The 24,552-nt window shown below is 41.3% G+C and carries 20 protein-coding genes and 1 other annotated feature; of the genes, 5 read left to right on the plus strand and 15 right to left on the minus strand.

Annotated features, from left to right (window positions below; genetic code table 11):
• Positions 1 to 35 precede the first annotated feature (35 nt).
• Positions 36 to 428: a globin gene (locus tag MKY15_RS02140; RefSeq protein ID WP_067211850.1), complete on the plus strand. Its 393-nt coding sequence runs from the start codon at positions 36 to 38 to the stop codon at positions 426 to 428.
• On the plus strand, positions 425 to 1,231 hold the full coding sequence (locus MKY15_RS02145) for a DsbA family protein (RefSeq protein WP_338655632.1): 807 nt from the start codon (positions 425 to 427) through the stop codon (positions 1,229 to 1,231). Before MKY15_RS02140 ends, MKY15_RS02145 begins: the two co-directional genes overlap by 4 nt.
• 485 nt (positions 1,232 to 1,716) lie before the next feature.
• On the opposite strand, the gene MKY15_RS02150 is transcribed toward MKY15_RS02145, so the two are convergent.
• The 10 genes from MKY15_RS02150 to MKY15_RS02195 form a co-directional block, all read right to left on the minus strand.
• On the minus strand, positions 1,717 to 2,538 hold the full coding sequence (locus tag MKY15_RS02150; RefSeq protein WP_342538834.1) for a nuclease-related domain-containing protein: 822 nt from the start codon (positions 2,536 to 2,538) through the stop codon (positions 1,717 to 1,719).
• 1,017 nt (positions 2,539 to 3,555) lie between these two features.
• Positions 3,556 to 5,373, minus strand: coding sequence for an oligoendopeptidase F (pepF, locus tag MKY15_RS02155; RefSeq protein WP_187045525.1), 1,818 nt, complete (start codon positions 5,371 to 5,373; stop codon positions 3,556 to 3,558).
• Positions 5,374 to 5,427: 54 nt separating this feature from the next.
• Positions 5,428 to 6,582: a competence protein CoiA family protein gene (locus tag MKY15_RS02160; protein WP_342539693.1), complete on the minus strand. Its 1,155-nt coding sequence runs from the start codon at positions 6,580 to 6,582 to the stop codon at positions 5,428 to 5,430.
• 88 nt (positions 6,583 to 6,670) lie between these two features.
• Positions 6,671 to 7,339 carry an adaptor protein MecA gene (gene mecA, locus MKY15_RS02165; protein WP_067211867.1) on the minus strand — a complete coding sequence of 223 codons (669 nt, stop codon included), beginning with the start codon at positions 7,337 to 7,339 and terminating at the stop codon, positions 6,671 to 6,673.
• Between the two features lie 252 nt (positions 7,340 to 7,591).
• Complete coding sequence (gene spxA / locus MKY15_RS02170) at positions 7,592 to 7,987, minus strand: transcriptional regulator SpxA (protein WP_186669618.1); 396 nt, start codon at positions 7,985 to 7,987, stop codon at positions 7,592 to 7,594.
• 546 nt (positions 7,988 to 8,533) lie between these two features.
• Positions 8,534 to 9,457 (minus strand): ATP-binding cassette domain-containing protein, encoded by a 924-nt coding sequence (locus MKY15_RS02175; protein WP_067211875.1) that lies wholly within the window; start codon positions 9,455 to 9,457, stop codon positions 8,534 to 8,536.
• Complete coding sequence (locus tag MKY15_RS02180; RefSeq protein WP_067211878.1) at positions 9,457 to 10,521, minus strand: ABC transporter ATP-binding protein; 1,065 nt, start codon at positions 10,519 to 10,521, stop codon at positions 9,457 to 9,459. The genes MKY15_RS02175 and MKY15_RS02180 overlap by 1 nt, the downstream gene beginning before the upstream one ends.
• Positions 10,522 to 10,535: 14 nt before the next feature.
• A complete protein-coding gene (gene opp3C, locus MKY15_RS02185) occupies positions 10,536 to 11,555 on the minus strand; it encodes an oligopeptide ABC transporter permease (RefSeq protein ID WP_067211880.1) in 1,020 nt (339 codons plus the stop codon).
• Positions 11,555 to 12,484 carry an oligopeptide ABC transporter permease gene (opp3b, locus tag MKY15_RS02190; protein WP_067211883.1) on the minus strand — a complete coding sequence of 310 codons (930 nt, stop codon included), beginning with the start codon at positions 12,482 to 12,484 and terminating at the stop codon, positions 11,555 to 11,557. Before opp3b ends, opp3C begins: the two co-directional genes overlap by 1 nt.
• Positions 12,485 to 12,654: 170 nt before the next feature.
• Positions 12,655 to 14,367: a peptide ABC transporter substrate-binding protein gene (locus tag MKY15_RS02195; RefSeq protein ID WP_067211885.1), complete on the minus strand. Its 1,713-nt coding sequence runs from the start codon at positions 14,365 to 14,367 to the stop codon at positions 12,655 to 12,657.
• Between the two features lie 238 nt (positions 14,368 to 14,605).
• Between MKY15_RS02195 and MKY15_RS02200 the strand changes: the two genes are divergently transcribed.
• Both MKY15_RS02200 and trpS read left to right on the plus strand, forming a co-directional pair.
• A complete protein-coding gene (locus tag MKY15_RS02200) occupies positions 14,606 to 14,950 on the plus strand; it encodes a DUF3899 domain-containing protein (RefSeq protein ID WP_067211888.1) in 345 nt (114 codons plus the stop codon).
• 59 nt (positions 14,951 to 15,009) lie between these two features.
• Positions 15,010 to 15,264, plus strand: a binding site (T-box leader).
• A 251-nt stretch (positions 15,265 to 15,515) separates the two neighbouring features.
• Positions 15,516 to 16,502: a tryptophan--tRNA ligase gene (gene trpS, locus MKY15_RS02205; RefSeq protein WP_187045527.1), complete on the plus strand. Its 987-nt coding sequence runs from the start codon at positions 15,516 to 15,518 to the stop codon at positions 16,500 to 16,502.
• A gap of 681 nt (positions 16,503 to 17,183) precedes the next feature.
• On the opposite strand, the gene fabF is transcribed toward trpS, so the two are convergent.
• Both fabF and MKY15_RS02215 read right to left on the minus strand, forming a co-directional pair.
• Positions 17,184 to 18,419, minus strand: a complete 1,236-nt coding sequence (fabF, locus tag MKY15_RS02210; RefSeq protein WP_342538835.1) for a beta-ketoacyl-ACP synthase II — start codon at positions 18,417 to 18,419, stop codon at positions 17,184 to 17,186.
• A 79-nt stretch (positions 18,420 to 18,498) separates the two neighbouring features.
• On the minus strand, positions 18,499 to 19,431 hold the full coding sequence (locus MKY15_RS02215; RefSeq protein ID WP_067211895.1) for a beta-ketoacyl-ACP synthase III: 933 nt from the start codon (positions 19,429 to 19,431) through the stop codon (positions 18,499 to 18,501).
• A 186-nt stretch (positions 19,432 to 19,617) separates the two neighbouring features.
• Between MKY15_RS02215 and MKY15_RS02220 the strand changes: the two genes are divergently transcribed.
• On the plus strand, positions 19,618 to 19,800 hold the full coding sequence (locus MKY15_RS02220) for a DUF2929 family protein (RefSeq protein ID WP_067211898.1): 183 nt from the start codon (positions 19,618 to 19,620) through the stop codon (positions 19,798 to 19,800).
• 836 nt (positions 19,801 to 20,636) lie between these two features.
• On the opposite strand, the gene MKY15_RS02225 is transcribed toward MKY15_RS02220, so the two are convergent.
• From MKY15_RS02225 to MKY15_RS02235, 3 genes are all read right to left on the minus strand, one after another.
• Positions 20,637 to 22,772, minus strand: coding sequence for an AAA family ATPase (locus tag MKY15_RS02225; protein WP_342538836.1), 2,136 nt, complete (start codon positions 22,770 to 22,772; stop codon positions 20,637 to 20,639).
• A 155-nt stretch (positions 22,773 to 22,927) separates the two neighbouring features.
• Entirely contained in the window at positions 22,928 to 23,410 is a 483-nt protein-coding gene (gene rraA, locus MKY15_RS02230; RefSeq protein WP_067211899.1) for a ribonuclease E activity regulator RraA, read from the minus strand.
• Between the two features lie 828 nt (positions 23,411 to 24,238).
• Positions 24,239 to 24,547, minus strand: coding sequence for a metal-sulfur cluster assembly factor (locus MKY15_RS02235; RefSeq protein ID WP_067211901.1), 309 nt, complete (start codon positions 24,545 to 24,547; stop codon positions 24,239 to 24,241).
• Positions 24,548 to 24,552 lie beyond the last annotated feature (5 nt).

Here is a 24,552-nt window from a genome sequence, read left to right on the forward strand (position 1 = left end):
ATATCAATACAGTCAGAGCAAAGGAGATTGACATAATGATGCGAAAACCTTTGATCCCTTATGAGGAGATCGGTGCTACAAAGTTGTCGGAACTCATCGACCTGTTTTACGCTAAAGTGGCCGTACACCCGGACCTATATCCGATTTTCCCAGATGACCTGACAGAAACAGTACGCAAACAAAAACAATTTCAAACACAATATTTAGGTGGTCCCAATTTATATACTGAAGAACATGGTCATCCGATGATGAAAGCTCGTCATATGCCATTCCCAATTACACCAGTTCAAGCGGAAGCATGGCTAGCGTGCATGGCAGAAGCAATGGACGAAGTCGAACTTGAAGGAAATATACGTGATATCTATTATAAGCGCCTCGTCTTGACCGCCAATCATATGGTGAACAGGGCTGGGGAGGAGAAAACGTGAATCGACAAACATTACTGGAGAACCCAATCAGTACTTCCGCATGCATAAGGCCAATCGAGCTATATGTTTTCATCGATCCTTTATGCGGAGATTGTTCGTCGCTCCCGCCTTTACTCCGAAAATTACAAGTTGAATATGATCGCTATTTCACACTGCGCATTGCATTACGCACATCATTGCCTAAAATGAATCTTCAATGTCTGCATAAAGATGAGGATGAGCTGGCTTGTGAAAAAACACATCCAGCTTTCCCAAGTATTGCTGTTAAAACTGCAGAGTTTCAAGGCAAACGTGCCGGTTTTCGATATTTATCAAAAATGCTTGAATATTCATTTTTGAAGTCAAGGAATGTATCGTCTTTTTCCGTACTCGTCGAAATCGCAAAAAAGTTAAATCTTGATGTCGACGAATTTATCCGAGACTTTTCTTCAAAAAACGTCTTGCGCTCTTTACAAGTCGATTTGTACATGGCCAAAGAAATGGAAGTCGACAAAGCACCTACTTTCGTCTTTTTCAATGAAAACATTGAAGATGAAGGATTAAAAGTAAGTGGCTTATACGACTACGATGTCTACGAACAAATTTTAGAAGAGTTGGTCGGCGGGCCGATTCTGCCGGACATCCCCCCTCCACTTGAGGATTTGTTCCAACGGTTCGATACACTCTCCACAACAGAGATTGCTAGTATCTACAACATCACGGAAAAATCTGCAGAACGCGAACTCAAGAAACGCCTTCTCCAACAGCATGTCGAACGGATTCATTTCCAGGACATGACATTATGGCGTAAAAAAATGATATGAATTAAGTGAGCTACTTCATTGCCTGGAGATTCCGGGGAGTGAGGTGGCTTTTTTTGTTGAGGGGGTTTGGGTTGTATATGTAGCCATGATAGTTCAGTAGTTTGCACTTACAGTTTTGTGCGTTTTACCATGACAGTTTGCACGTTTCCCCTTACTGTTCCACAACTTGCCATGACAGTTTTACGGTTCACTCACAGTTTCATGCGTTGCCATCACAGTTCGCACACTTCCCCTTACAGTTTTGTAACTTGCCATCACAGTTGTCCGGTGCACTCACAGTTTCACGCGTTGCCATCACAGTTCACACACTTCCCCTTACAGTTTTGTAACTTGCCATCACAGTTGTCCGGTGCACTCACAGTTTCATGCGTTGCCATCACAGTTCTCTCGCTTCCCCTTACAGTTTCGCAACTTGCCATGACAGTTTCCTAAAACTCCAATTAAAAGAGCCTTTCTTATTATGAAAGGCTCTACCCAACACAGAATTATCTCTGTTTTCTATTGCTCGAAATATAAAACGTCGCCTTGGACCTTCCTTTTTTCACAAGACCCGATTTTGATAAAATGTAACGAGCTGCATTTGATCCTTTTAATTTTAAAAAACTCCGGCATTCCTCGTTTGTAATTGAATTTTTAACAAGCATGAACCAATCTTTAATTCCATCGCTGTAAGGGTTAACAGTATTCTTCCCACAAAGCTCACAAGACCACTTCTCACGATTTTCTCGCTGAAGTTGCCTATTGCAATATCGGCACAACAAACCTGTCTTTAACTCCCTGTGATTGATATTATAGTATGCACATAACGGAAATGGATTGAAGTGTTGCTTTTCAGCATGAATTTCTCTTGCTAAATCATGTATTTGTGCAGTTGAAAGAATTGTCTCAGCTGGCTGTAGTTTTTGTAGATAGAAAGGGATTTGCTTCTTATAAATAATAGGAAAGTCGGAAGGTGCATCTTTCACCTTTGTCTTCTGGTTAGCCAGAACAAGTAATCCAGATGTCTTCAAATGTATTCCACGCTGACGGAACCATTCATCAAGATTCGATTTATTTGATTCAATTTGATGAATCGGGCAGTCGAGGATTGCTTCTGTACCTGTTTCAAAGATTTGCTCAAGATGTGGGGGATTTTGCACAAAACGGACTGTATCTTTGAGATTTTTCACTTCAACAATTAAGACATAGCGCTCCGTAATAATCAAAGTATCAATCTGAAATGTGAATGTCGGGGAAATTCGCAAATGTACATCGGTAAATATCTTTGTCAAATGGGTTATTTGAGTGCGCTCGATATACGTATCCACATTACACTCACCTGAATATCCAGCACTTATTCGGTAAAGAGAGTCCTTTAAGAACTGTAATTTCCGATGGTCAGGGTGTAACCGGGCTATCAGACGAGGTATTCCCTCTAGCAAATCAGGTTGACTCCTATTAATAATAATGCGTATTTGATTCCACTCCCCTTCAACTAATCTGATAATTCTATTTAATTATACAGAATAGTTGAAGATATGACAATAGCCTTATTGTCAACCTTTCCTTTATCTCATTGGAAATGGTAGTTACGAATTGCACTCACAGTTTCACGCATTGCCATCACAGTTCACACACTTTCCCTCACAATTCTGCAACTTGCCATGACAGTTTTACGGTGCCCTCACAGTTTCACACATTGCCATCACAGTTCACTCGCTTCCCCTCACAGTTCCGCAACTTGTCATGACAGTTTCCGATGCACTCACAGTTTCACGCGGTGCCATCACAGTTCGCACGCTTCCCCTTACAGTTTCGCAACTTGCCATGACAGTCGGCGGATGCACTCACAGTTTCACGCATTGCCATCACAGTTCGCACGCTTCCCCTTACAGTTTCGCAACTTGCCATGACAGTCGGCGGATGCACTCACAGTTTCACGCATTGTCATCACAGTTCACTCGCTTCCCCTTACAGTTTCGCAACTTGCCATGACAGTTCCGCACTTTTCCATGACAATCGTCACACAGCTTTCCCCCGTTAAACCAAAAGAAAAGAGCATTCGCTCCTGGGGGGGAGGGAATGCTCTTATTCAAAGGGAATGGGAGAAATGTTCACGTTCAAACAAAAGGGGTGTATGTTTGGTATGTGATTTATTTCACATCCTTACCTTATCACAAAATAATAGTAGCATCAAGAATTCACAATGATTTTCACATGACTGTCACAATGATGATTTCACCAATACGCCTTACTTTATATTTATATAGTAATATGTATAGAAGAAAAAGCCCTATCTCGACCAGAAATATGGCGGATAAGGCTTTTTGCTAGGTCAATTTAATTTATTTTTTCAAAAGAAGTGATTCAAGTTCGTTCAGTTTTTCTTCGAAGACGCGGCATGCTTCTTCGATTGGAGCGGCACTAGTCATGTCGACGCCTGCTTTTTTCAGTACTTCGATTGGGTAATCGGAAGAACCGGCTTTCAAGAAGTTATTCACATAGCGTTCAACTGCCGGCTCTCCTTCTGTCAAGATTTGATTGCTTAGTGCGACTGCTGCACTATAACCTGTTGCATACTGATAAACATAATAGTTATAGTAGAAATGTGGAATTCTTGCCCATTCCAAGCCTATTTCCTCGTCGACGACTAGATCTTCACCGAAATATTTCTTATTGAGTGCATAGTACTCTTCTGTCAATTTTTCAGCAGTCAGCGCGACACCTTGCTGATCAAGCTGATGAATAAGGTGTTCGAACTCAGCAAACATGGTTTGACGGAAAACAGTACCACGGAAGCCGTCAAGCCAATAATTCAGCAAATAAATTCGTTTCTGTTCATCATCAATCGTTTTCAAAAGATGATCATTCAAAATAGCCTCATTCACAGTTGACGCGACTTCAGCTACGAAAATGGAATAACCGCTATAGACGAATGGCTGGCTTTTCCGTGAATAATAACTATGAACACTATGGCCGAATTCATGCGCGAGTGTGAACAAGTTACTGACGTTATCTTGCCAGTTCATTAAGACATATGGATTTGTTCCATAGGCGCCTGAAGAATAAGCTCCTGAACGCTTCCCTTTGTTTTCACGGACGTCTACCCAACGATTCTCAAGACCCTCTTTTACGATCGATACATACTCTTCACCTAGTGGGTGGAAACTATCAAGCATCGTTTGTTTAGCTTCGTCATATGGAACTTCCATGCCTGCATCTTTCACAAGCGGTGCATACATATCCCACATATGAAGTTCTTCCAATCCGAACACTTTTTTACGGAGCGCGACATAGCGCTGTAGCAAGTGGACGTTTTTATTGATTGTTGAAACAAGATTTTCATAAACCTGTTCAGGGATATGATTATTTGACATTGCAGCCTCGCGCGCAGATGAATAATTGCGGATACGTGCATTAACGTTATCGCCTTTTACATTACCTGAAAGCGTGGATGCGAAAGTATTTTGGAATTCGCTGTATTTCGAATACATTGCTTTGAACGCATCCTCGCGAACACGCGGATCATCACTTTCCAAAAAACCTACATAACGGCCATGTGATAATTCTACTTCTTCACCTTTTTCATCTTTCACCATTGGGAAAGTTAAATCAGCATTGTTCAACATACTGAATGTTTCTGAAGAATTGCCCGTGACTTCTGATAGTTGTGCAAGCAAAGCTTCTTGTTCAGCAGGCAGCACATGTGGCCGCTGCGTGTTAACTTCTTCGAATTCTTGTTTATAAAGAGCTAGTCCCTCATGCTCAGTAACCAGCTTGTTCAATTCTGTTTCATCAATAGCCAGAAGCTCTGGCAAGAAGAATGATAATGCAGTTGCTACTTTCACGTAAAGTGATTTCACACGGCTATCCATCGCCTGATAGAAGCTGTTTGTCGTATCCTGGTCAGTCTTCAAATGCGCATACGTGTAAAGCCTGCGCAGTCTTTCAGAGAGGGTGTCACGGTATGTCAATGCAGTGTAAAGCGCATCTCCACCACCCGAAAGTGTCCCTTTGTAAGAATCTGCTTTACCGGAGAATTCCTCAACTTCAGCGAATTCTTTTTCCCATGCTTCATCAGTTGCAAATATGTCTTCGAGACGCCAAGTCTCCTCTACCTTTACTTCACCACGAGTTAATACTTTGTTCTTAGTTTCAGCCATCGTCACTTATCCCCCTTCTCCCATTACTTCGGGAAACGAATCAATCCTATTTTCTCAATTTTCATAACGCTTTGCAAGCAATCTTTCTGAAATTAGTTGAATTATTTTTTCTTCGTCAATAACTGTTCTGTTTTGACAAGAATCTACAGTCGCGGAAATAAGGAAATCGCGGTATGCTATGCACGCTTTTCCCTTTGCTTCCGATGGCTCTTCTAACAGAGAGACATATTTTCTAACCTGACTGCGGGATATAGTTCTAACACTAATCCCCTTTCTTCTCAAATAATAAAGGAATGCTAATTGCCATTCACAGTCATGCTCGCGGAATGACTCACTGAAAAGGACGGGTAATCCAATCCATTTTGGAAGATTCGTTGGCATCACTCGCAGTTCATAGCACATTCTTAGAAAAGGATTGTTCACCCCCCTTTTATTCAATAAAATACGGGATTGAATAAATTGATTGCGTATGGATAAATAAAGGGTTACATAACGGTAAATTTCTTGCTCTGTCGGGGTTTTTGGCCGAGCAAATGGAAATATCTGCATCGATAATGGCAAAGTACGATGGATACCAATATAGCGCTTACCTGCGACATGAATAAGACTCGTAAAATAATGGAATCGTTCCGTTTGGGGGTTATATGTGAGTAAGAAATAGCCTTCAGGGGATGTATGTGTCAAGAAGCTTTCGTGGAATCTTGAAAAATCGAATGTACCGACACCTACAGGTAATGAACTAAATTTTGCTGGGGTATGCAAAATCCAGATGGGTTTCATATCTATACTACGATAACCTGCGGATCTAGCCTCTACGTCAGTAATGGGAATCGTACTGCACTGGAATTCTACGGCTATCGATTCAGATTGTGTCGTTATCAGGATATCAGGTCTTTGAGATAACATTCTTAAAAATGGTTCAAGTTCGACAAGCTCGGCATGTTTTTGAAAAAAAGCATACAATTGTTGCTTACCTTGAAGATGGCTGTAAGATTCACCTTCAGAGAATAAAGTAAGACAGGTAGAATCCTTCAAATGTGCGAAATGTGGGATGATAATATCTCCAACTTTCAACTGAACCGGAAAATTACATTGTGGGCAAAAGAATGATCGCAACTTTCGCCATTTGCGCAACCGTTCTCTTTCTAATTCCGGTGTAAGAACAACAAGTTTTCCTTCCTCTGTTTTTGCTGTGAGAATAATATTCAGCTCCTCCCTGCATTAATAATACAAATATTCAGATACTAAAGCAAGTAAAAAAACAGCTACCATTTAAGATAGCTGTTTCTACTGTCCTTTATTTTGCCCCAAAGTATCGCTCTATTGTCACGAAAACATCTGAGTCCATGATAAGTTTGCCGTACTCTTCAATTCGATGAATCGTCATGTTTGACGGTTGACCGAATTCTGAAAGTACGCTAAACAGATCTGTCTTGCGAGAATCATCCATAATTTCATCGTCATATAACAAGTGTAAATAAAAGTTATTTTCAAATGAATATAGAGATGTCTTCACTTCATAATCTTTCATCTTCCCTGCTAGAGGAATAAGATCATCAAATTCGCTAAAGACAAACATATTGTCAAGCCATTCAAATGCTGCATCCCCTATACCTGGCATAGTATCATCATCATCATCATCGTCGTCATACATTTTGCCATGCTGGAACAGTTTTCTTGGATCATCGTTAGTGAATGGTGATTCAAGTGGTTCACCATCCTCAGACATTTGCGCACGTGTGACCGTCACTTCAATGCCGCCGCTCATCGCATGTACTTGAATCCATAATGGCCCCTCGACTTCAAACTCAGACTCGTCACTGACTTCGTCCATCATCTCCCAGAAGAGTTCCTCGCTCTTGTCGCGATTATACCAAACTTCCTCACGAGTGAAGCCACGCTCTTCGATATCAATATATGAAAGAAAAAACTTAACTGTATTTTCATTAATACGCTCTATTTCCATCCCTTTTCTCTCCCTTCCTATGGAACAGGATTTGTCCGGTTCCCTTCGATGTGTGAAAAAATCCTGCAATGCTTATACTTACTATATGACCGTCCTCTACGTTTTGAAAGGGTTCCGCCTTAGGACGTATAATTTTGATAGTAATAGCATTGTAGAGAACATCCACCCGGAAAGCAAGAGAAACACAAAAAGCCGATAGGTGTACGGCATTTTGCAATGTCAACCCCTATCAGCTTCACACTATTTTACGGATTAGTTTACCATGCGCCGCGCTTCAAGCAGCTGATAGGCTCTTACTTTTCTAGGTAGGAATCGACGAATTTCATCTTCATTGTATCCCACTTGAAGTCTTTTCTCATCAAGAATAATTGGTCTTCTTAAAAGACCCGGATGTTCTTGGATTAATTCATATAGGCGTTGTAATGGAAGGCTTTCCACATCAACGTTTAATTTTTGGAATATTTTCGAACGAGTTGAAATAATTTCATCTGTTCCATCTTCAGTCATACGAAGTATTTCTTTTATTTCATCAATATTCAATGGTTCCGAAAAAATGTTACGTTCAGTATACGGAATCTCGTGTTCCTCTAACCATGCTTTCGCTTTTCTGCATGATGTACAGCTAGGTGAAGTAAATAATGTGACCATCATATGCTGACACTCCCTTTCAGTCGGCTCGAATGTTTTGATTTATATTTTTACGTTTAGATTAGAATTATTTTAAACTGTCTGCTTCTAATCCCTATTATACACATTTTCATTACCGATGAATACACTTTTTAAAAATTATTCGCTATCCCATACACTATTGTCACAGTTCCGCAACATAAGCGACTTTCATCAGTATGTGCATGTTCTCTCTACTGTTATACCCGATGCAAGAATTAATTAAACATCTGCTTTGTCAAATAAAAAACTTTCTCATTTGGGTAGCTGCTAATTGAAAATAATTTAGTGTCTACATTATATAGTACGTCTAAATACGGGCAAAGGTTTCATATTAATTTAAAAAAATTCAGAAACATAAGGCTCACCACTGAAATTCTTTATCTATTTTGGTTTGTAATTAACATTTAGGGAATTCCTATTACCTGAATCCATGAATTTCACCGCATACTTACTATTATCTATATTCAAACACGCAAAAGGACTGGTTCTCTTATCGAAAACCAGCCCAGTTGCTTCTATTTAAACTTACTTTGCAAAAGAATCGAATTCGCGCTGTGAGCAAAGGACAAAATGCCCTGGTGTCACTTCACGCATGATTACTTCTTCATCCTGAAGATACTTATGTGATGTTGAATCGTAGCTTTTTCGTACACGGCTACGCTCATAAGCTGGATCTGGCAACGGAATCGCAGATAATAGCGATTGCGTATAAGGATGTAAAGGCGCCGTATAGATCGTTTCGGCTGGTCCAATTTCGACAAGTTTACCGAAATGCATAACACCAATTCGATCTGAGATATATTTCACCATCGACAAGTCATGTGCGATGAATAGATATGTCAGTCCTCTTTCTTCTTGAAGCTCTTTCAACAAGTTGACGACTTGCGCTTGAATAGATACGTCCAAAGCTGAAATCGGTTCATCTGCGATAATGAATTCTGGTTCTACAGCAAGCGCACGTGCAATTCCAAGACGCTGACGTTGACCACCAGAGAATTCATGCGGATAACGATTAGCATGCTCACGGTTCAATCCTACCGTCTCAAGGAGCTCATGAACACGTGCAGTACGTTCTTTCGTATTCTTAACAAGACCATGAATATCGAGGCCTTCAGCGATGATATCAAGCACTTTCATACGCGGATTTAATGATGCATATGGATCTTGGAAAATCATCTGCATTTTCCGGTTGAACGCTTTTAGTTCTTTTTTCGATTTTTTCGCATGGACATCGACGCCATCATAAATGACTTCCCCGCCTGTCGCATCGTAAAGACGGATGATTGTACGACCGGTTGTTGATTTACCGCAACCAGATTCACCAACAATACCAAGCGTTTCGCCTTTATAGATGTCGAATGTTATATCGTCAACAGCACGCACTTCATTCTTTGTTCCCACATTGAAATACTGTTTCAAGTTTTTGATTTCAAGTAATTTTTCAGCCATTATCGAACACCTCCTGCATTGCCTTCATAATACCGGCTACCAGGGAATCTCTTCATTCGCTCTATGACCGCTACCGGCGGATCCACTTGAGGTGCATCCGGATGGAGTAGCCACGTCGCCGCATAATGTGTTTCACTTACTTTAAAGAGTGGCGGAACTTGTTCCAAATCAATCTTCATCGCATACTCACTACGCAGTGCAAATGCATCTCCTTTCGGAGGATCCAACAAATCGGGTGGCGTGCCTGGAATCGCATATAGTTTCTCTTCAGATGTATCCAGTGACGGCATTGAACTTAGAAGCCCCCACGTATACGGATGCTGCGGATTATAAAAGACTTCATCAACCGTTCCCACCTCGACGATTCGGCCGCCGTACATGACCGCAACACGGTCTGCAACGTTTGCTACGACTCCAAGATCATGTGTGATGAAAATGATTGCCGTATCAATTTTCTTTTGCAAGTCTTTCATCAATTCTAAGATTTGCGCTTGAATTGTAACATCCAAGGCTGTCGTCGGCTCATCCGCAATGAGAAGCTTTGGATTACATGCCAAGGCAACAGCAATGACGATACGTTGACGCTGTCCACCAGAAAATTGGTGAGGGTATTGTTTCAATCGCATTTCTGGCTTAGGCATCCCAACCAGAGTCAACAATTCAATAGACTTTTTCCGAGCTTCGGTTTTACTAAGTTTTTGGTGTTTTAGCAGTGGCTCCATAATCTGGTTACCAATCGTCATTGTCGGATTAAGTGAAGTCATCGGATCTTGGAAAATCATCGAAATGTCTTTTCCTCTTACTTTTTGCATTTCTTTTTCAGAAATCTTCAGAAGGTCTCTTCCTCCGAATAAAATCTCACCATTTTTGTACTCGGTACTAGACTTCGGAAGGAGCCGCATAATCGATTTCGTCGTTACCGATTTACCTGAACCTGACTCACCAACTATAGCGAGCGTCTCCCCTTTAAATACTTCAAAATTAACCCCTTGAATCGCTTTCACTTCTCCTGCAAATGTATGGAAGGAAAGCTCCAGGTTTTTCACTTCAACAATTTTCTCCATTTCACTTTCCTCCTTTAATCTTTCATTTTCGGATCAAGTGCATCACGTAGTCCATCCCCAATTAAGTTGAACGCAATCATAAGTAAACTTATGACAACCGCCGGGAAGAACAAAATATGTGGCTGATACTCAATGAATTTATAACCATCATTAATAAGTGTTCCAAGAGAAGCATTCGGCGCTTGAAGGCCAAGTCCTATAAAGCTTAAAAATGCCTCAAAGAAAATTGCTGTAGGAATTGTGAACATCATATTTATGACAATAATCGCCATGATATTCGGCAGTAAGTGCTTGCTGATAATTCGTGTATCGCTTGCACCTAAGGTTTTAGCTGCCAAGACGAATTCCTGTGTTTTGTATTTAAGAACTTGTCCGCGTACAATACGGGACATTCCAATCCATCCTGTTATCGATATGGCTATGATAATGGACAATATGCCCGGATCCATGATCATAATCATAAGAATAACGATGACCAGTGTCGGAACTCCAATTAGCACTTCGACAATTCGTTGCATGACATCATCGGTTCGACCTCCGTAATAACCGGAAATTCCGCCGTAGATGACGCCTATCACAACATCAATGATAGCGGCTACGAATGCGATTAACAGTGAGATTTGCGTTCCTTTCCAGAGACGTGAAAACAAATCGCGTCCTAAGCTGTCCGTTCCGAACCAGTAGTTAACTTCTACTTTCTTTAACTCATACAGATTAACTGTTTTAGAACCCAGTTTACCTTCGCCATCAAAAATACCTAATTTTTCAAGCCCTGGAATTTTAGGCGGTAAGCTTGCATGCGCAACTTTTACATCCTCTGGATCATGTTCAACCATGAAAGGACCTGCAAATGCCATAAATACAATAAACACAAGAATGAACATACTGACGATAGCCGCTTTGTTTTTACGGATCCGAAGCCAAGCATCCTGCCAGAAACTCAAACTCGGTTTCGATATTTTTTCGGCATGCGAGCTATCGATTGTAATCCGCTCAAACGAATCTTTTGGTAGTTTCTTCATGTTAGTAGTCATTACTTGGAACCTCCAGACAAACGGATACGCGGATCAATGACCCCATAAAGAATATCCACTATTAATATAATCACAATTAGGAATACCGAGAAGAACATTGTTGTACCCATGATGACAGCGAAGTCGTTCGAGTTAATTGATTTAACGAACTGTTCACCTATACCTGGGATTGCGAAAATCTGCTCAACTACAAGTGATCCTGTTAATAGTCCTGCTGCAACTGGTCCAAGGACTGTGATTAGCGGAATAAGCGCATTACGGAATGCGTGTTTGAAAGCGATTTCAAACCAATTTGCGCCTTTCGCTTTTGCTAGCAAAATATAGTCTGAGCTTAATACTTCTATCATTTCTGTTCGGATGAATCTTGCCGCGATAGCAATAGGTCCCATCGCAAGTGCGATTGAAGGTAGTATACTGGACTTCCAACCTTCCCACAGGCCAACTGGTAGCACTCCAAGCCATACTGCAAAGACATATTGCAGCAATACTGCAAAAACAAAGGACGGTATGGAGATACCGAGAATTGCGATAATGGTACTACCATAATCCCAAACTGTATTTTGTTTCAACGCGGCAATCATTCCGAGAATAATTCCAATTAAGGTCCCGAAAATAAGTGCCTGAGATCCTAAAATCGCCGAGTATTTCAGTTTTTTCACAATAAGTGTTGTGACATCTGCATTTTTATATTGAAACGATACACCAAAGTCACCTTTTGCAAGGTTCCCCATATAGCGGGCGTACTGTACGGGAATCGGATCGTTCAATCCATACTTCTCATAAACGACTTCCCTTTGCTCAACGGATAATTTTGCTGCGGAAGCTAACGGGGACCCTGGAAGCAGTTTCATTAGAACAAATGTAAACGATGCTATCAAGAATAGTGATAGGAACATATAAATCACACGTTTAGTGATATACTTTGCCATTTTCGCACCTCCTATATTTCATAGATGAATTTAATTAAAAAACTATTAATTCTAGCAAATAATACAACGAATTTTTAGTTAGTTTAACCTCAGTGAAAAAGAGAGTACATGGTCATAAATGCCCATATACTCTCTTTTCTATAAGATTTTAAGCTAACAAGTTATACTTCTTACTTTTCTGCAGCTTCCATATACGTCCATTTGTAGCTATAGTCGCCACCGAATGGATGTGTAGCAAGACCTTTTACAGCAGGGTTCATAAGAACCATTCTTCCGCGTTGATACTGAGGTACAAGACCTGCATCATCTTCAAGAAGAATTTTTTCAGCTTTTGCAAATGCTTCAAAACGAGCTACTGGATCAGTTGCAATTGTAGTTTTTGTAGATTCAATAAGCTTGTCATACTCTGGGTTAGAGTAATTCATTTTGTTTTGTGGACTTCCCGTTACGAACAATTCCATGAACGAGATTGGATCCTGGAAGTCAGGGCCCCATCCTGCTGATTGAACATCATAATCACTTGTATCATCAAGTTCAAGACGAACAGCAAAAGGAACTTCTTTCAGCTTGATTGTCAAACCTGGAAGGTTTCTTTCAAATTCCGATTTGAACCATTCTTGTTGTTTTTTAGCGTTTTCAGTGTCGCCACCGAGAATTTCAATTTCCACTTTGTCTGTTCCAAGTGCTGCCAGACCTTTTTTCCAATATTCTTGTGCTTCTTCAACGTTATATGCAGAGAATTCACCGCTGTAATCACGGAAATCTTTACCATCCGCATCAAAAGTAAAGTCATCTGCAACTAGGAAGTTAGCAGCAATAGAACCATTAGCAAGTATTGCATCTGCTAACTCTTCTTTGTTGAAGGCTCTTGCGAATGCTTTACGAATGTCAGCATTTGCAAGTGGTGTAGCTTTACCGTTACGTTCTTGATTTAGTTTAAAGTAGAATACAGATGTTTCAAGTTCATTGATGATATTTGGATCATCAGCAAATTGCATTGCATATTCAGCAGAAAGTAGTACACGGTCTTTCTTGCCTTGTTCATATAATTTTACACCTGTTGCAGTTTCTTTAACGACGTCAACAATGATTTCTTCAAGTTTTACAGTATCAGCATCCCAATACTTGTCATTTTTAACATATTTCCAGTTACCAGTACCATCCCAATCAGCTAATGAGAATGGACCGTTATAGATCATTGCTTCAGAGTTAGTTGCATATTTATCACCCTGAGCAGTTACGAATTCTTCGTTAAGTGGGTAGAATGTACCGAAAGACATAAGTGATAGGAAGTAAGCAACTGGACGTTCAAGTTCAACGATAAGTGTTTTATCGTCTTCTGCTTTAATTCCAAGATCTGCAATTTCTGCAGTTCCTTCACCGATTTCAGTTGCGTTTTTAATCATGCCTGCCATCAAATATGGTCCGTAAGGTGAACCAGTATCCGGATCGACTGCGCGCTGCCAAGCATATACAAAGTCATGCGCAGTTACAGGTGTTCCATCAGACCATTGTGCATCACGGATTTTGAATGTGTATGTCAATCCATCTTCACTGATTTCAGGTTCTCCATCTGCCATAGCAGGTACTGGAAGACTGTCTTGGTCAAGACGGTAAAGTCCTTCCATAATGTTGTTCAGTACGTTGAAACCTACAGCATCTTCTGAAATTGATGAGTCAATAGAAGGAATCTCTGCTGTTTCAATCAGATTCAGAACTTGCGCCACTTCTTCATTAGCTGGTTCTTCTGTAGTTCCTTTGTCCTCTTCTTTGTCTTTTACCGGTTCAGTAGTGCCTGCTTCTTCTTTGTCGCCGCACGCTGCTAAGAACACGCTAAGTACAAGCATGATACTAATTAGCCACATAAATTTGTGGTTTTTCAAATCGATGACCTCCTCAAAATTGTCTGAAAACTAGGTACATTTATATTATACAATGATTCTCACAGTTGTACATACCTTTTTGAAATTTTCTAGTGTAATAGAACAGCGTTATATAGACAAAGCCTGCATTGACAACGCTTACAACGATAAATTAATTCATATTTTTTATTGATATACTTCTGTTATATTGATTTTTTCTTACCAATACTTTACTATTACTTTGGAACGGGGTGGAAATATGAAGAAAATAGTTAGGAATATTCTGATTGCACATGTAATAATTATTCTGCTTATTCTACTCTATTTTAAAGAGCTCACTTTACTCTCTTATATAAACGCATCTTTCATCGTTGGTGGCGTACTAACATTTCTTGGTCTGGTCTCTTTCGTTTTTTCAACCGGATTTTTCGATGTATTTACCGTTAGCATGAGAAAAGTAGTTACACCTAAACGTCGGATGGATGATGTTATGGCGATGCGGAAGCCTTCAGAAGTTTTTTCAGGAAACGTAAGTCCAATGCTCGGAAGCGGTACACTCATTCTTATTATGATGGGAATCGCGCTCCTTATTTTTTATATTTAAGGAGCAAGCCTATTGCATTTTCCCAGTGTAAGATTTATAATTATTAGAAACATTTAGAGCGAATGGCAATGACGGAAAAAAGTATTTCAGTATCAGTCTTTCAGAGAGCCTGTGGGTGGTGCAAACAGGTAGATTGAACCGAAAGAATGGGATCCCGAGCTTGATAAGCGAACCTTTTGAGCTAATTCAAAGTATATGGACTTTTTGAATTAGCCCTAAAGAAGCTCGTCACGTCCCCCGCGTTATGGGAATCAGAGTGGCCTTCGGGCAATTCGGGTGGTACCACGGTTGATCAAACATCAGTCGTCCCTTTTTTTACGGGGACGGCTGATTTTTTTTTTGCGCCTACAGCATGTAGGTGTGCAACCATTGCCGGGGTCAGCAGGATGCTGATCATGTAGTCGGTGCGACAGGACGTCGCGTTCTTAGACTACCTTCCGTTATCGGCGAACTTTGGTTGCCTTCCATCGTGGTGAACTTAAGCCGTCTTCCATCGGAGCTTTTTCATCATATTAGGTAGCCTTAACAATTTATTTTATCCATCAAACAGGAGGAGTTTTTCAAAATGAAAACCATTTTTTCAGGCGTACAGCCTACAGGAACAGTAACACTTGGCAACTACATCGGTGCCTTCCGTCAATTTACAGAGTTACAAAACGACTATCAATGCCTATTTTGTATTGTCGATCAGCATGCTATCACAGTTCAGCAAGATCCAGTGGAATTGGCAAAAACAATCCGTTCTCTTGCTGCAATCTATATTGCAAGTGGAATCGATCCAGAGAAAGCGGTATTGTTTATCCAATCAGAAGTCCCTGCACACGCGCAAGCAGGCTGGATGATGCAATGTATTGCTTATATCGGTGAACTTGAGCGTATGACGCAGTTCAAAGATAAATCAGATGGGAAAGAGGGCGTTTCTTCGGCGCTTCTGACATATCCACCACTTATGGCTGCTGACATCCTTCTATATAACACTAATATCGTCCCGGTTGGCGATGACCAAAAGCAGCATCTTGAATTGACGCGTGATCTAGCAGAGCGGTTCAATAAAAGGTTCGGCGGTATCTTGACGATTCCAGAAGTCAGAATTCCAAAGAATGGTGCACGCATTAAGTCACTCCAAGATCCGTTAAAGAAAATGAGTAAATCTGATCCTAATAAAAAAGGGACTATCTCGCTACTTGATACACCCAAAGAAATCGAGAAAAAGATTAAAAGCGCAGTAACAGATTCTGAAGGCATCGTGAAATACGACGTTGAAAATAAACCAGGTGTATCGAATCTATTGACAATTGAATCAGCGTTAAGTGATGTTTCAATTGAAGATCTTGTTGTGAAATATGATGGACTTGGATATGGCGCATTTAAAGCTGGCGTAGCCGAAGCCGTCATCAACCATCTATCACCTATCCAAGAGAGATACTACGAACTTTTGGATTCGCCTGTCCTAGATGAAATTTTGGATGAAGGCGCAGTGAAAGCAAATGCGATTGCAGCTGTCACTCTCGGGAAGATGGAAGTCGCGATGGGACTCGGACGTAGACGGTAAGAATAATCATGATTGTTGCTACGACGAATAACGCAAAATCTGCCGTATGTATTATAAAATAAATGATTTGATACCAGTCGTAACCGAATGATCTGTAATTAAAATAAAATATTATTTGTGAAACAGTAACAACAATTAGCCCATAACTAATTAGAAATAAAAATATGCGTGTCATTAGCATCGTCCTTTTGATTTTCTTTGATTATATGACAGCATGGCCCCCTTTTAGACGAAGGGGGCCATTTAATTTGAAAAGATAGTACTTTGAATGTGTCGGGGTGGGTTGGCGCATTGCGGAACTCTGAGGACAAACTTCGGTACTGTGAGGGCTAATTACCAAACTGTCAGGGCAATCCCCGAAACTGTGAGCGCATCGCAAAACTCTGAGTACAAACTTCCGCACTGTGAGGGCAAATCATCAAACTGTCAGGGCAATCCAAGAAACTGGGATGGCATCGCGAAAATCTGAGGGCAAACTTCCATACTGTAAGGACAAATCGCCAAACTGTCAGGGCAAGCCAAGAAACTGGGAGCGCATCACTAAACTCTGAGGGCAAACTTCCATACTGTAAGGGCTAATCGCCAAACTATCAGGGCAAGCCGCGATTCTTTCTGAACAAGCCCAAAACTACATAAACAAAAAGACGCCCCAGTAAACTGGAACGTCCTGCTAACTTAAACTTATACTTTTTTGAATACGAGTGATGCGTTATGTCCGCCGAAACCGAGTGAGTTGCTCATAGCGTACGTAATGTCCGCTTTGCGCGCACCTTCAGTTACATAGTCGAGATCACACTCAGGATCTGGATTCACAAAATTCATTGTCGGTGGCAGGATTCCTTCTTGCAATGCCTTCACCGTGAAGATTGCTTCCAGTCCGCCTGCTGCGCCGAGCAAATGGCCTGTCATTGATTTTGTTGAGCTCATCGTGAGTTTATATGCGTGCTCGCCGAAAACTGTTTTCGCTGCCATTGTTTCGAATTGGTCGTTATATGGCGTGCTCGTTCCGTGAGCATTAATATAATCGATTTTATCTGGACTGATACCACTTTGCTCAATCGCCTGTTGCATCGCGCGTGCGCCACCTTCGCCCCCAGGAGCTGGAGCCGTAATATGGTGCGCATCACCTGTTGCACCATAGCCGGTTAGTTCAGCGTAAATTTTCGCACCGCGTGCAATTGCATGCTCGTACTCTTCAAGGATTAAGATACCAGCTCCTTCTCCAATTACAAAACCGTCACGTTCTATATCAAATGGACGTGATGCGGTTGCAGGGTCGGGGTTTAACGACAATGCTGTATTCGCACAAAAACCAGCAACTGCCATTGTTGTGATTGGCGCTTCTGCTCCGCCAGTAATCATAACGTCAGCATCACCGCGGCGAATAACTTCAAATGCATCTCCTATCGAGTTCGTGCCTGATGCACAAGCTGTTACGGTACAAGAGTTAATGCCTTTTGCTCCGTGATAAATCGATACTTGGCCCGCTGCCATATCGGGAATCATCATTGGAACGAAAAACGGGCTAACGCGTCTATAGCCTTTCTCTTGGAACGTTAGAAACTGTTGCTCATGCGTTTCCATACCACCGATGCCTGAACCAATCCAGACACCCGTGCGAAGAGCTAAATCTCCTTCAAGTTCAAGATTTGCATCTTTCATTGCCATAATCGATGCCGCAAGTGCGTAATGCGTGAATCGATCCATTTTACGCGCGTCTTTCCGAGAGATATATTGTTCTATATCAAAATCTTTCACTTCTGCTGCCACTTTTACAGGAAACTTATCACTGTCAAGTCTTGTTAGTGGTCCGATTCCAGATTTCCCTTCCAAGACCGCTTTCCAAGACTCCTCCGCTGAATTCCCGACTGGAGAAATTGCCCCTATACCTGTTACTACTACACGTTTTATTCCCATATGTGAAAACTTCCCTTCTATTCTATAAAGACTGACGCTTCTTGTCACTTTTCATACACTACAAAACATGTGTACTTTTTTATTTTCCCCACTTAATGCATATTGCGCCCCAAGTGAGACCTCCGCCAAATCCAACCATGACAATAACGTCATCATCTTTCACTCTGCCTTCAGCTAGATCATCGACAAGTGAAATTGGAATGGACGCGGCAGATGTATTGCCATATTTATGGATTGTCTTGGACATTTTTTCTACTGGTAAACCTAGTCGTTCACGAGAAGATTCCATAATTCGTATATTCGCTTGGTGCGGAATAAGGAAATCGACGTCTTCCTTCATTAGACCCGCTTTTCTAATAACGCTTTCTGCGGATTCGCCCATCTGACGGACTGCGAATTTGAATACTTCACGGCCATTCATAACAAGTTTTTCATCCTGATAAAGGTGTTTGCCACCGCTACCGTCTGCACCGAGTTCGAATGACAGGATTCCCCGTCCTTCACTTACTTTTCCTATAATAGCTGCACCCGCTCCATCTCCGAAAAGAATGGCGGTATTGCGGTCTTCCCAATTGGTGATTTTAGATAATTTTTCAACTCCGACAACTAGTACATAATCATATGTGCCAGATTCGACGAACTGTTTCGCCGTTACGACGCCATACATGAACCCTGCACAAGCCGCTGAAATGTCCATAGCCGCCGCATTGGTTGCGCCGAGCTGTTGTTGAAGCATTGTCGACACTGAAGGAAAAGGTCGATCAGGTGTGACTGTAGCTACAAGAATAAGTCCGATCTCTTCTGGTTTGATCCCTGCGTTGTTGATCGCTTCCACTGCAGCGTTATATGCCATATGAGACGTATCCGTTGAATCGTCTGCGATGCGTCTTTCTTCGATGCCTGTCATTGTACGAATCCATTCATCCGATGTATCCAAACGCTTTTCAAGGTCAGCGTTCGTCAAAACGTGTGATGGTACGTATTTACCCATGCCGATAAATCCAGCAGTCATTCCGCATCCCCCGTTCTTTATCATCTATTATTAGTACCTGCTCTTAATCATAAAAGAAACGGGCTCACTTTTCAACCTGTTGACACTTTTTCGCCAAATAAAGTTCCGTTTGCATGGAAATTAGTTTCTCCAATGTAACCACTGTGATATGATTAAATATGAAATAGTAATGTAGAGGTGAATTCAATGAAATACGTAATGACATTTTTCTGGTCTTTCTGTTTAATCACTATGTTGAACTATGTTTCTGGAGCAATTGCTAACTTGCCATTTGACTTCATGCCAGGCGTATATGTTTCGCTTGTCGTTTCTGTAATCGTTATCTTACTGGCTGAATCTTTCCCAGAAGGCGAAATTGCAGATCATTAATCAACAAAAAACCATCTCCCTCGCTGGGGATGGTTTTTATATTGGATACTACTTGTGTTGATTAACCAAAAACAACCAGTAAATAACTGAATCAAACACTAAGCGCTTCGTGTACAGGTTGTTTGGATTGCTTTGAATTGAATGACCTCTATACGATTACCGAGATGTCTTGATGTGTAGGGATGCGACTTTGTCGCATCCCTACACATTTTTTCGGTAATCGTATGGTGCTTATTCATCCGTCGCGCTCCAAATTCCTAAGTACACAAAGTGCTAATTTTTTTTGGGACGAAAGAATAGCGGGGCTTCTTATCTAGATAATAGCCGCCAAAGATACAATTTTGGCGGCTGAAACCTTCTCCATAGTCTTGTCTTTTTTAGTTAAGAAAGAGTCACTTTCTTATAGTCCATCGCATGATAAGATGCATACCCTTTACTAAAGGTAAGCAAGGAACACATTGTTCAAAGTACTAGAATGCCCGAAATTGTATCTTCGGGCACTTACAACATGTATAAAAAGTCATCTATTCTTTTATTCTAAAGCAGCTGTATTTTTCACTTGAACGTTGTAGGAACGCGATAGGCAGCGATTCGCAACAGGATTACTGAAAAGGGTGTGGCTAGGAATGACGAAGTCGTTTCTAGCCACAGTTGCCCCTCGGTAAGGTTGTCGTGAATAATTCTCTGAAAGCGGATCGGAAATGATCCAGTGAAAATGGCGTTTTTTAAGCCTTTCTTACCTGCTCTTCATGTAAGAAAATGGTTAATCAATAGACGTGATTGGATACTATAGAAAAAGCCGCAGGAAGTTCAAACTTCCTGCGGCTTTTTCTGTTTTAATCTGTTTGAATAACTAATTTCCCGTCTTCCATAGCTAGAACGAGTTTATCATTTAGTTTAAGATCACCTTTAATAATTTCTTTTGCAACCATCGTTTCAACATGTCGTTGGATAAAGCGTTTCAATGGACGAGCTCCGAAATCGGCATCTGTTCCTTCATTGACAATCCAATCGAGCACATCTTCACTATATTCCATAATGATTTCCTGTCCACGTAATCGTTTAACTAGGTCTTCAATCATTTTCCGTGCAATCTTGCGGAATGAATCACCTGTCAGTGAATGGAAAATAATGATGTCATCCATTCGATTTAATAACTCTGGTTTGAAATGATTTTTTAATTCGGCCATGACTAGATCTTCTGCTGCATGGTTTTCTGTATCGTCTAGCCCATGAAGCAAGTAGGCAGAGCCGATATTCGAGGTCATAATGACGACAGTATTGGTAAAGTTGACGAGTCTGCCTTGGCTATCGGTAATTCGGCCGTCATCTAATACTTGCAATAAGATGTTTGCGACATCCGGATGCGCTTTCTCGATTTCATCTAACAGCACCACTGAATACGGATTGCGTCGTACTGCTTCCGTCAATTGACCACCTTCTTCGTAACCGATGTAGCCTGGAGGTGCACCAACAAGCCGTGATATACTATGCTTCTCCATATATTCCGACATGTCGATGCGGATGAAATGATCTTCCGAATCAAACAATGTCGCAGCGAGCGTTTTCGCCAGCTCTGTCTTACCGACCCCAGTTGGTCCCAAAAATAGGAATGAACCAATTGGTTTATCTGGATCTTTAATGCCCGCACGTGCGCGCCACACGGCTTCCGTCACAAGTTGTACAGCATCATCCTGCCCAATTACACGCTCTTCAAGTGTTTCACGCAGACGAAGTAGTTTTTCACGTTCACCTTCAACAAGTTTCGTTACCGGAATACCCGTCCAACGCGCGACAATTGTTGCAATTTCTTCTTCCGTCACTTCTTCACGGAGCAGTCGATTTTCCTGTCCCTCTACAAGCGCGGCCTCAAGTTCATGCAACTCCTCCTCTAGATTCGGGATTTTTCCATAAGTAAGTTCTGCAGCTTTATTCAAGTCAAACCGATTTTCAGCTTCTTCCAGTTCACGTCGGAAACGGTCTAGCTTTTCTCGCTTATCCTGGATTCCACGCAATGTTTCTTTTTCAGAATCCCATTGCTCCCGCATGCCTGCAGACGATTCTTTCAGCTCTGTCAGTTCATCACGAAGTACTTCAAGACGATTTTTACTGACCGCGTCTTTTTCTTTACGTAACGCTTGCTCTTCAATTTCAAGCTGCATAATCCGGCGTGTCACCGCATCCAATTCGGATGGCATTGAATCGATTTCAGTCCGTATCATCGCGCTCGCTTCATCTATTAAGTCAATTGCTTTATCCGGCAAGAAACGCTCTGTTAAATAACGGTCTGATAATGCTGCCGCTGCAACAATTGCACGGTCATGGATGCGCACACCATGATGAAGTTCATAGCGTTCTTTCAATCCCCGTAAAATCGACACTGTATCCTCGACGGACGGTTCACGCACGAGTACTTGCTGGAAACGGCGTTCAAGCGCAGGATCTTTTTCGATATATAACCGGTACTCGTCAAGTGTCGTTGCTCCGATACAGTATAATTCACCGCGTGCTAGCATTGGTTTCAGCATGTTGCCAGCGTCCATTGCGCCTTCTGTTTTCCCCGCGCCGACAATTGTATGGATTTCATCAATGAATAAAATGATCTCCCCTGCACTATCTTTCACCTGTTTCAGTACGCCTTTTAAACGCTCTTCAAATTCACCACGGTATTTTGCACCCGCGATAAGTGAACTCATATCAAGTTCAAAAATTTGGCGATCTTTCAATCCTTCTGGCACATCGCCCTTCACAATTCGTTGCGCAAGTCCTTCAACGATTGCCGTCTTGCCGACACCCGGTTCCCCGATTAAAACAGGATTATTTTTAGTCTTTCTTGATAAAATCCGAATGACGTTACGTATTTCCTCATCACGACCAATAACGGGATCCATTTTCCCTTTTTTAACTTCTTCAACGAGATTCCGTCCAAATTGTTCTAGAGGTGTACGCTGGTCTTCTTGCTGTCCGTCCATTCGCATATACATCCGCCTTTCTATAAGTCAACGTCTGACTTTGACTATCTTTGATTAATTAAATTATAAGATGAATTTGATTGAAAGTAAAGCGATTTGCACGGCGATTAAAGATAACAAAAGACCTCTACAAAGGAGCATCTTAGGGTTTGTCATTAGCTGTACAAATTACGAGTGGCTACCACTACGCCGTCTTCGTCCGCATATACAAAGTGATTGGGATTCCACTCTACATCTCCGAAAAGCAGTTTACTGTCCTGTTCCCCTTTTCCCTCTTTTGTACTCTTCAACGGATGACTGCCTAGTGCCAGCACACCAATATTTTGTTCGATTAATTCTGCTGTATCGCGAACACATCCGTAGATAATAACCCCTGCGAGTTTACGGGTTTCAGCGATAACACCTAAATTGCCGCCCATTAACGCACATCTTTTTGAACCTCCGCCATCGACAACAAGAACACTACCTTCCGGAATAGTTTGCAGTGCTTCTTTCACAAGAACGTTATCCTCAAATACTTTCACAGTAGCAATTGGGCCAGAAAATCTTTTGCTTTTGCCATACGATTTAAATACCGTTGAACACACTTGCAATTCGTTTGAAAAATCATCACATACATCCGCAGTTTTTATCGACATTTGAACACTCTCCCTTATTGGAATTCTTTCTCATATCTATTACCATTCGACATTATTTCGATATTCCTTTTTAAGTGAGAAATATAATGTCTGTTGATGAACCACTTTTTCAGATGAAGCACCTGATAGAAAAGCATACAAGTCTGCATTTGCACGTGTACATTTCTGGCTTGCTTTGGACGAAATAATCACAATACTATTACCGCGGGTTCAATCTGGTTGGAAATGACTTCGTCACTTCCAGCCACATTTTTTTCGGTCATCCTGTTGCGACTATCTGTCTGTCGCATACCTACAATGATCAAGTGAAAAATGCAACTACTCTTGAAGATGAAAGAATAACTACCTTTCTAGAGAGGTTGCAAGTGCCCGAAGATGAAATTTCGGGCACTTAACTACTTTTAATAAAGCCTTCTTTGCGACAAGTAACAGTGTGACACTAGATAGAAAGTAACCCTGCCTTAAACTTGAAAAGGAAATATTACAAAGAAGGAGTAAGCAGCCAAAATTGTATCTTTGGCTGCTCCTTTATTGGATAGCAAAGTGGCTATTCATTCATTCCCAAAAGCTTTGGCACTTGGTGTACCGGTATTTTTGGAGAGCTACGGACGAACGGACACCATACGATTAACGAAAAAAAGAGTAGGGATGCGACATTGTCGCATCCCTACTCAGCAAGATATTCCGATAATTGTATAGTAATCGTTCAGTCCACAGCGATCCGAAAGTACCTGTACGTAAGGATAATCTGTTGTGAAGATTTACCCGTGAAACCAACAAAAAAACCGCGCGACTTATCTCTAAGTCACACGGCTTTACTATTTTCTATTATCTTACGCCTAACGCTATTTTTGCATAACGAGACATATTATCTCTTGACCATGGTGGACTCCAAATGATATTAACATCTACGTTTTTCACTTCTGGAAGTTCCATCAGTTCTTGTGTAACGTTAGCAACGATTTGTGGTCCCATTGGACAACCCATCGATGTTAGTGTCATTGTCACTTTTGACGTGCCTTCTTCGTCCAGCTCTACATCATAAACTAGACCTAAGTTGACGATATCGACTCCAAGTTCCGGGTCAATTACGTTTTCAAGTGCCCCCATCATGCTATCTTTCATATCCTGGCTCATCTTCA

It is taken from the genome of Sporosarcina sp. FSL K6-1540 (genome assembly GCF_038620285.1).
Taxonomy (GTDB): Bacteria; Bacillota; Bacilli; order Bacillales_A; family Planococcaceae; genus Sporosarcina; species Sporosarcina psychrophila.

What these genes read in the sequence shown, in the direction of transcription:
- MKY15_RS02140 (WP_067211850.1), top strand. Translation starts at nt 36, where the DNA reads ATGATGCGAAAACCTTTGATCCCTTATGAGGAGATCGGTGCTACAAAG.
- pepF (WP_187045525.1), bottom strand. Translation starts at nt 5,373, where the DNA reads ATGGCTGAAACTAAGAACAAAGTATTAACTCGTGGTGAAGTAAAGGTA.
- mecA (WP_067211867.1), bottom strand. Translation starts at nt 7,339, where the DNA reads ATGGAAATAGAGCGTATTAATGAAAATACAGTTAAGTTTTTTCTTTCA.
- spxA (WP_186669618.1), bottom strand. Translation starts at nt 7,987, where the DNA reads ATGGTCACATTATTTACTTCACCTAGCTGTACATCATGCAGAAAAGCG.
- MKY15_RS02175 (WP_067211875.1), bottom strand. Translation starts at nt 9,457, where the DNA reads ATGGCTGAAAAATTACTTGAAATCAAAAACTTGAAACAGTATTTCAAT.
- MKY15_RS02180 (WP_067211878.1), bottom strand. Translation starts at nt 10,521, where the DNA reads ATGGAGAAAATTGTTGAAGTGAAAAACCTGGAGCTTTCCTTCCATACA.
- opp3C (WP_067211880.1), bottom strand. Translation starts at nt 11,555, where the DNA reads ATGACTACTAACATGAAGAAACTACCAAAAGATTCGTTTGAGCGGATT.
- opp3b (WP_067211883.1), bottom strand. Translation starts at nt 12,484, where the DNA reads ATGGCAAAGTATATCACTAAACGTGTGATTTATATGTTCCTATCACTA.
- MKY15_RS02200 (WP_067211888.1), top strand. Translation starts at nt 14,606, where the DNA reads ATGAAGAAAATAGTTAGGAATATTCTGATTGCACATGTAATAATTATT.
- trpS (WP_187045527.1), top strand. Translation starts at nt 15,516, where the DNA reads ATGAAAACCATTTTTTCAGGCGTACAGCCTACAGGAACAGTAACACTT.
- fabF (WP_342538835.1), bottom strand. Translation starts at nt 18,419, where the DNA reads ATGGGAATAAAACGTGTAGTAGTAACAGGTATAGGGGCAATTTCTCCA.
- MKY15_RS02215 (WP_067211895.1), bottom strand. Translation starts at nt 19,431, where the DNA reads ATGACTGCTGGATTTATCGGCATGGGTAAATACGTACCATCACACGTT.
- MKY15_RS02220 (WP_067211898.1), top strand. Translation starts at nt 19,618, where the DNA reads ATGAAATACGTAATGACATTTTTCTGGTCTTTCTGTTTAATCACTATG.
- MKY15_RS02225 (WP_342538836.1), bottom strand. Translation starts at nt 22,772, where the DNA reads ATGGACGGACAGCAAGAAGACCAGCGTACACCTCTAGAACAATTTGGA.
- rraA (WP_067211899.1), bottom strand. Translation starts at nt 23,410, where the DNA reads ATGTCGATAAAAACTGCGGATGTATGTGATGATTTTTCAAACGAATTG.
- MKY15_RS02235 (WP_067211901.1), bottom strand. Translation starts at nt 24,547, where the DNA reads ATGAGCCAGGATATGAAAGATAGCATGATGGGGGCACTTGAAAACGTA.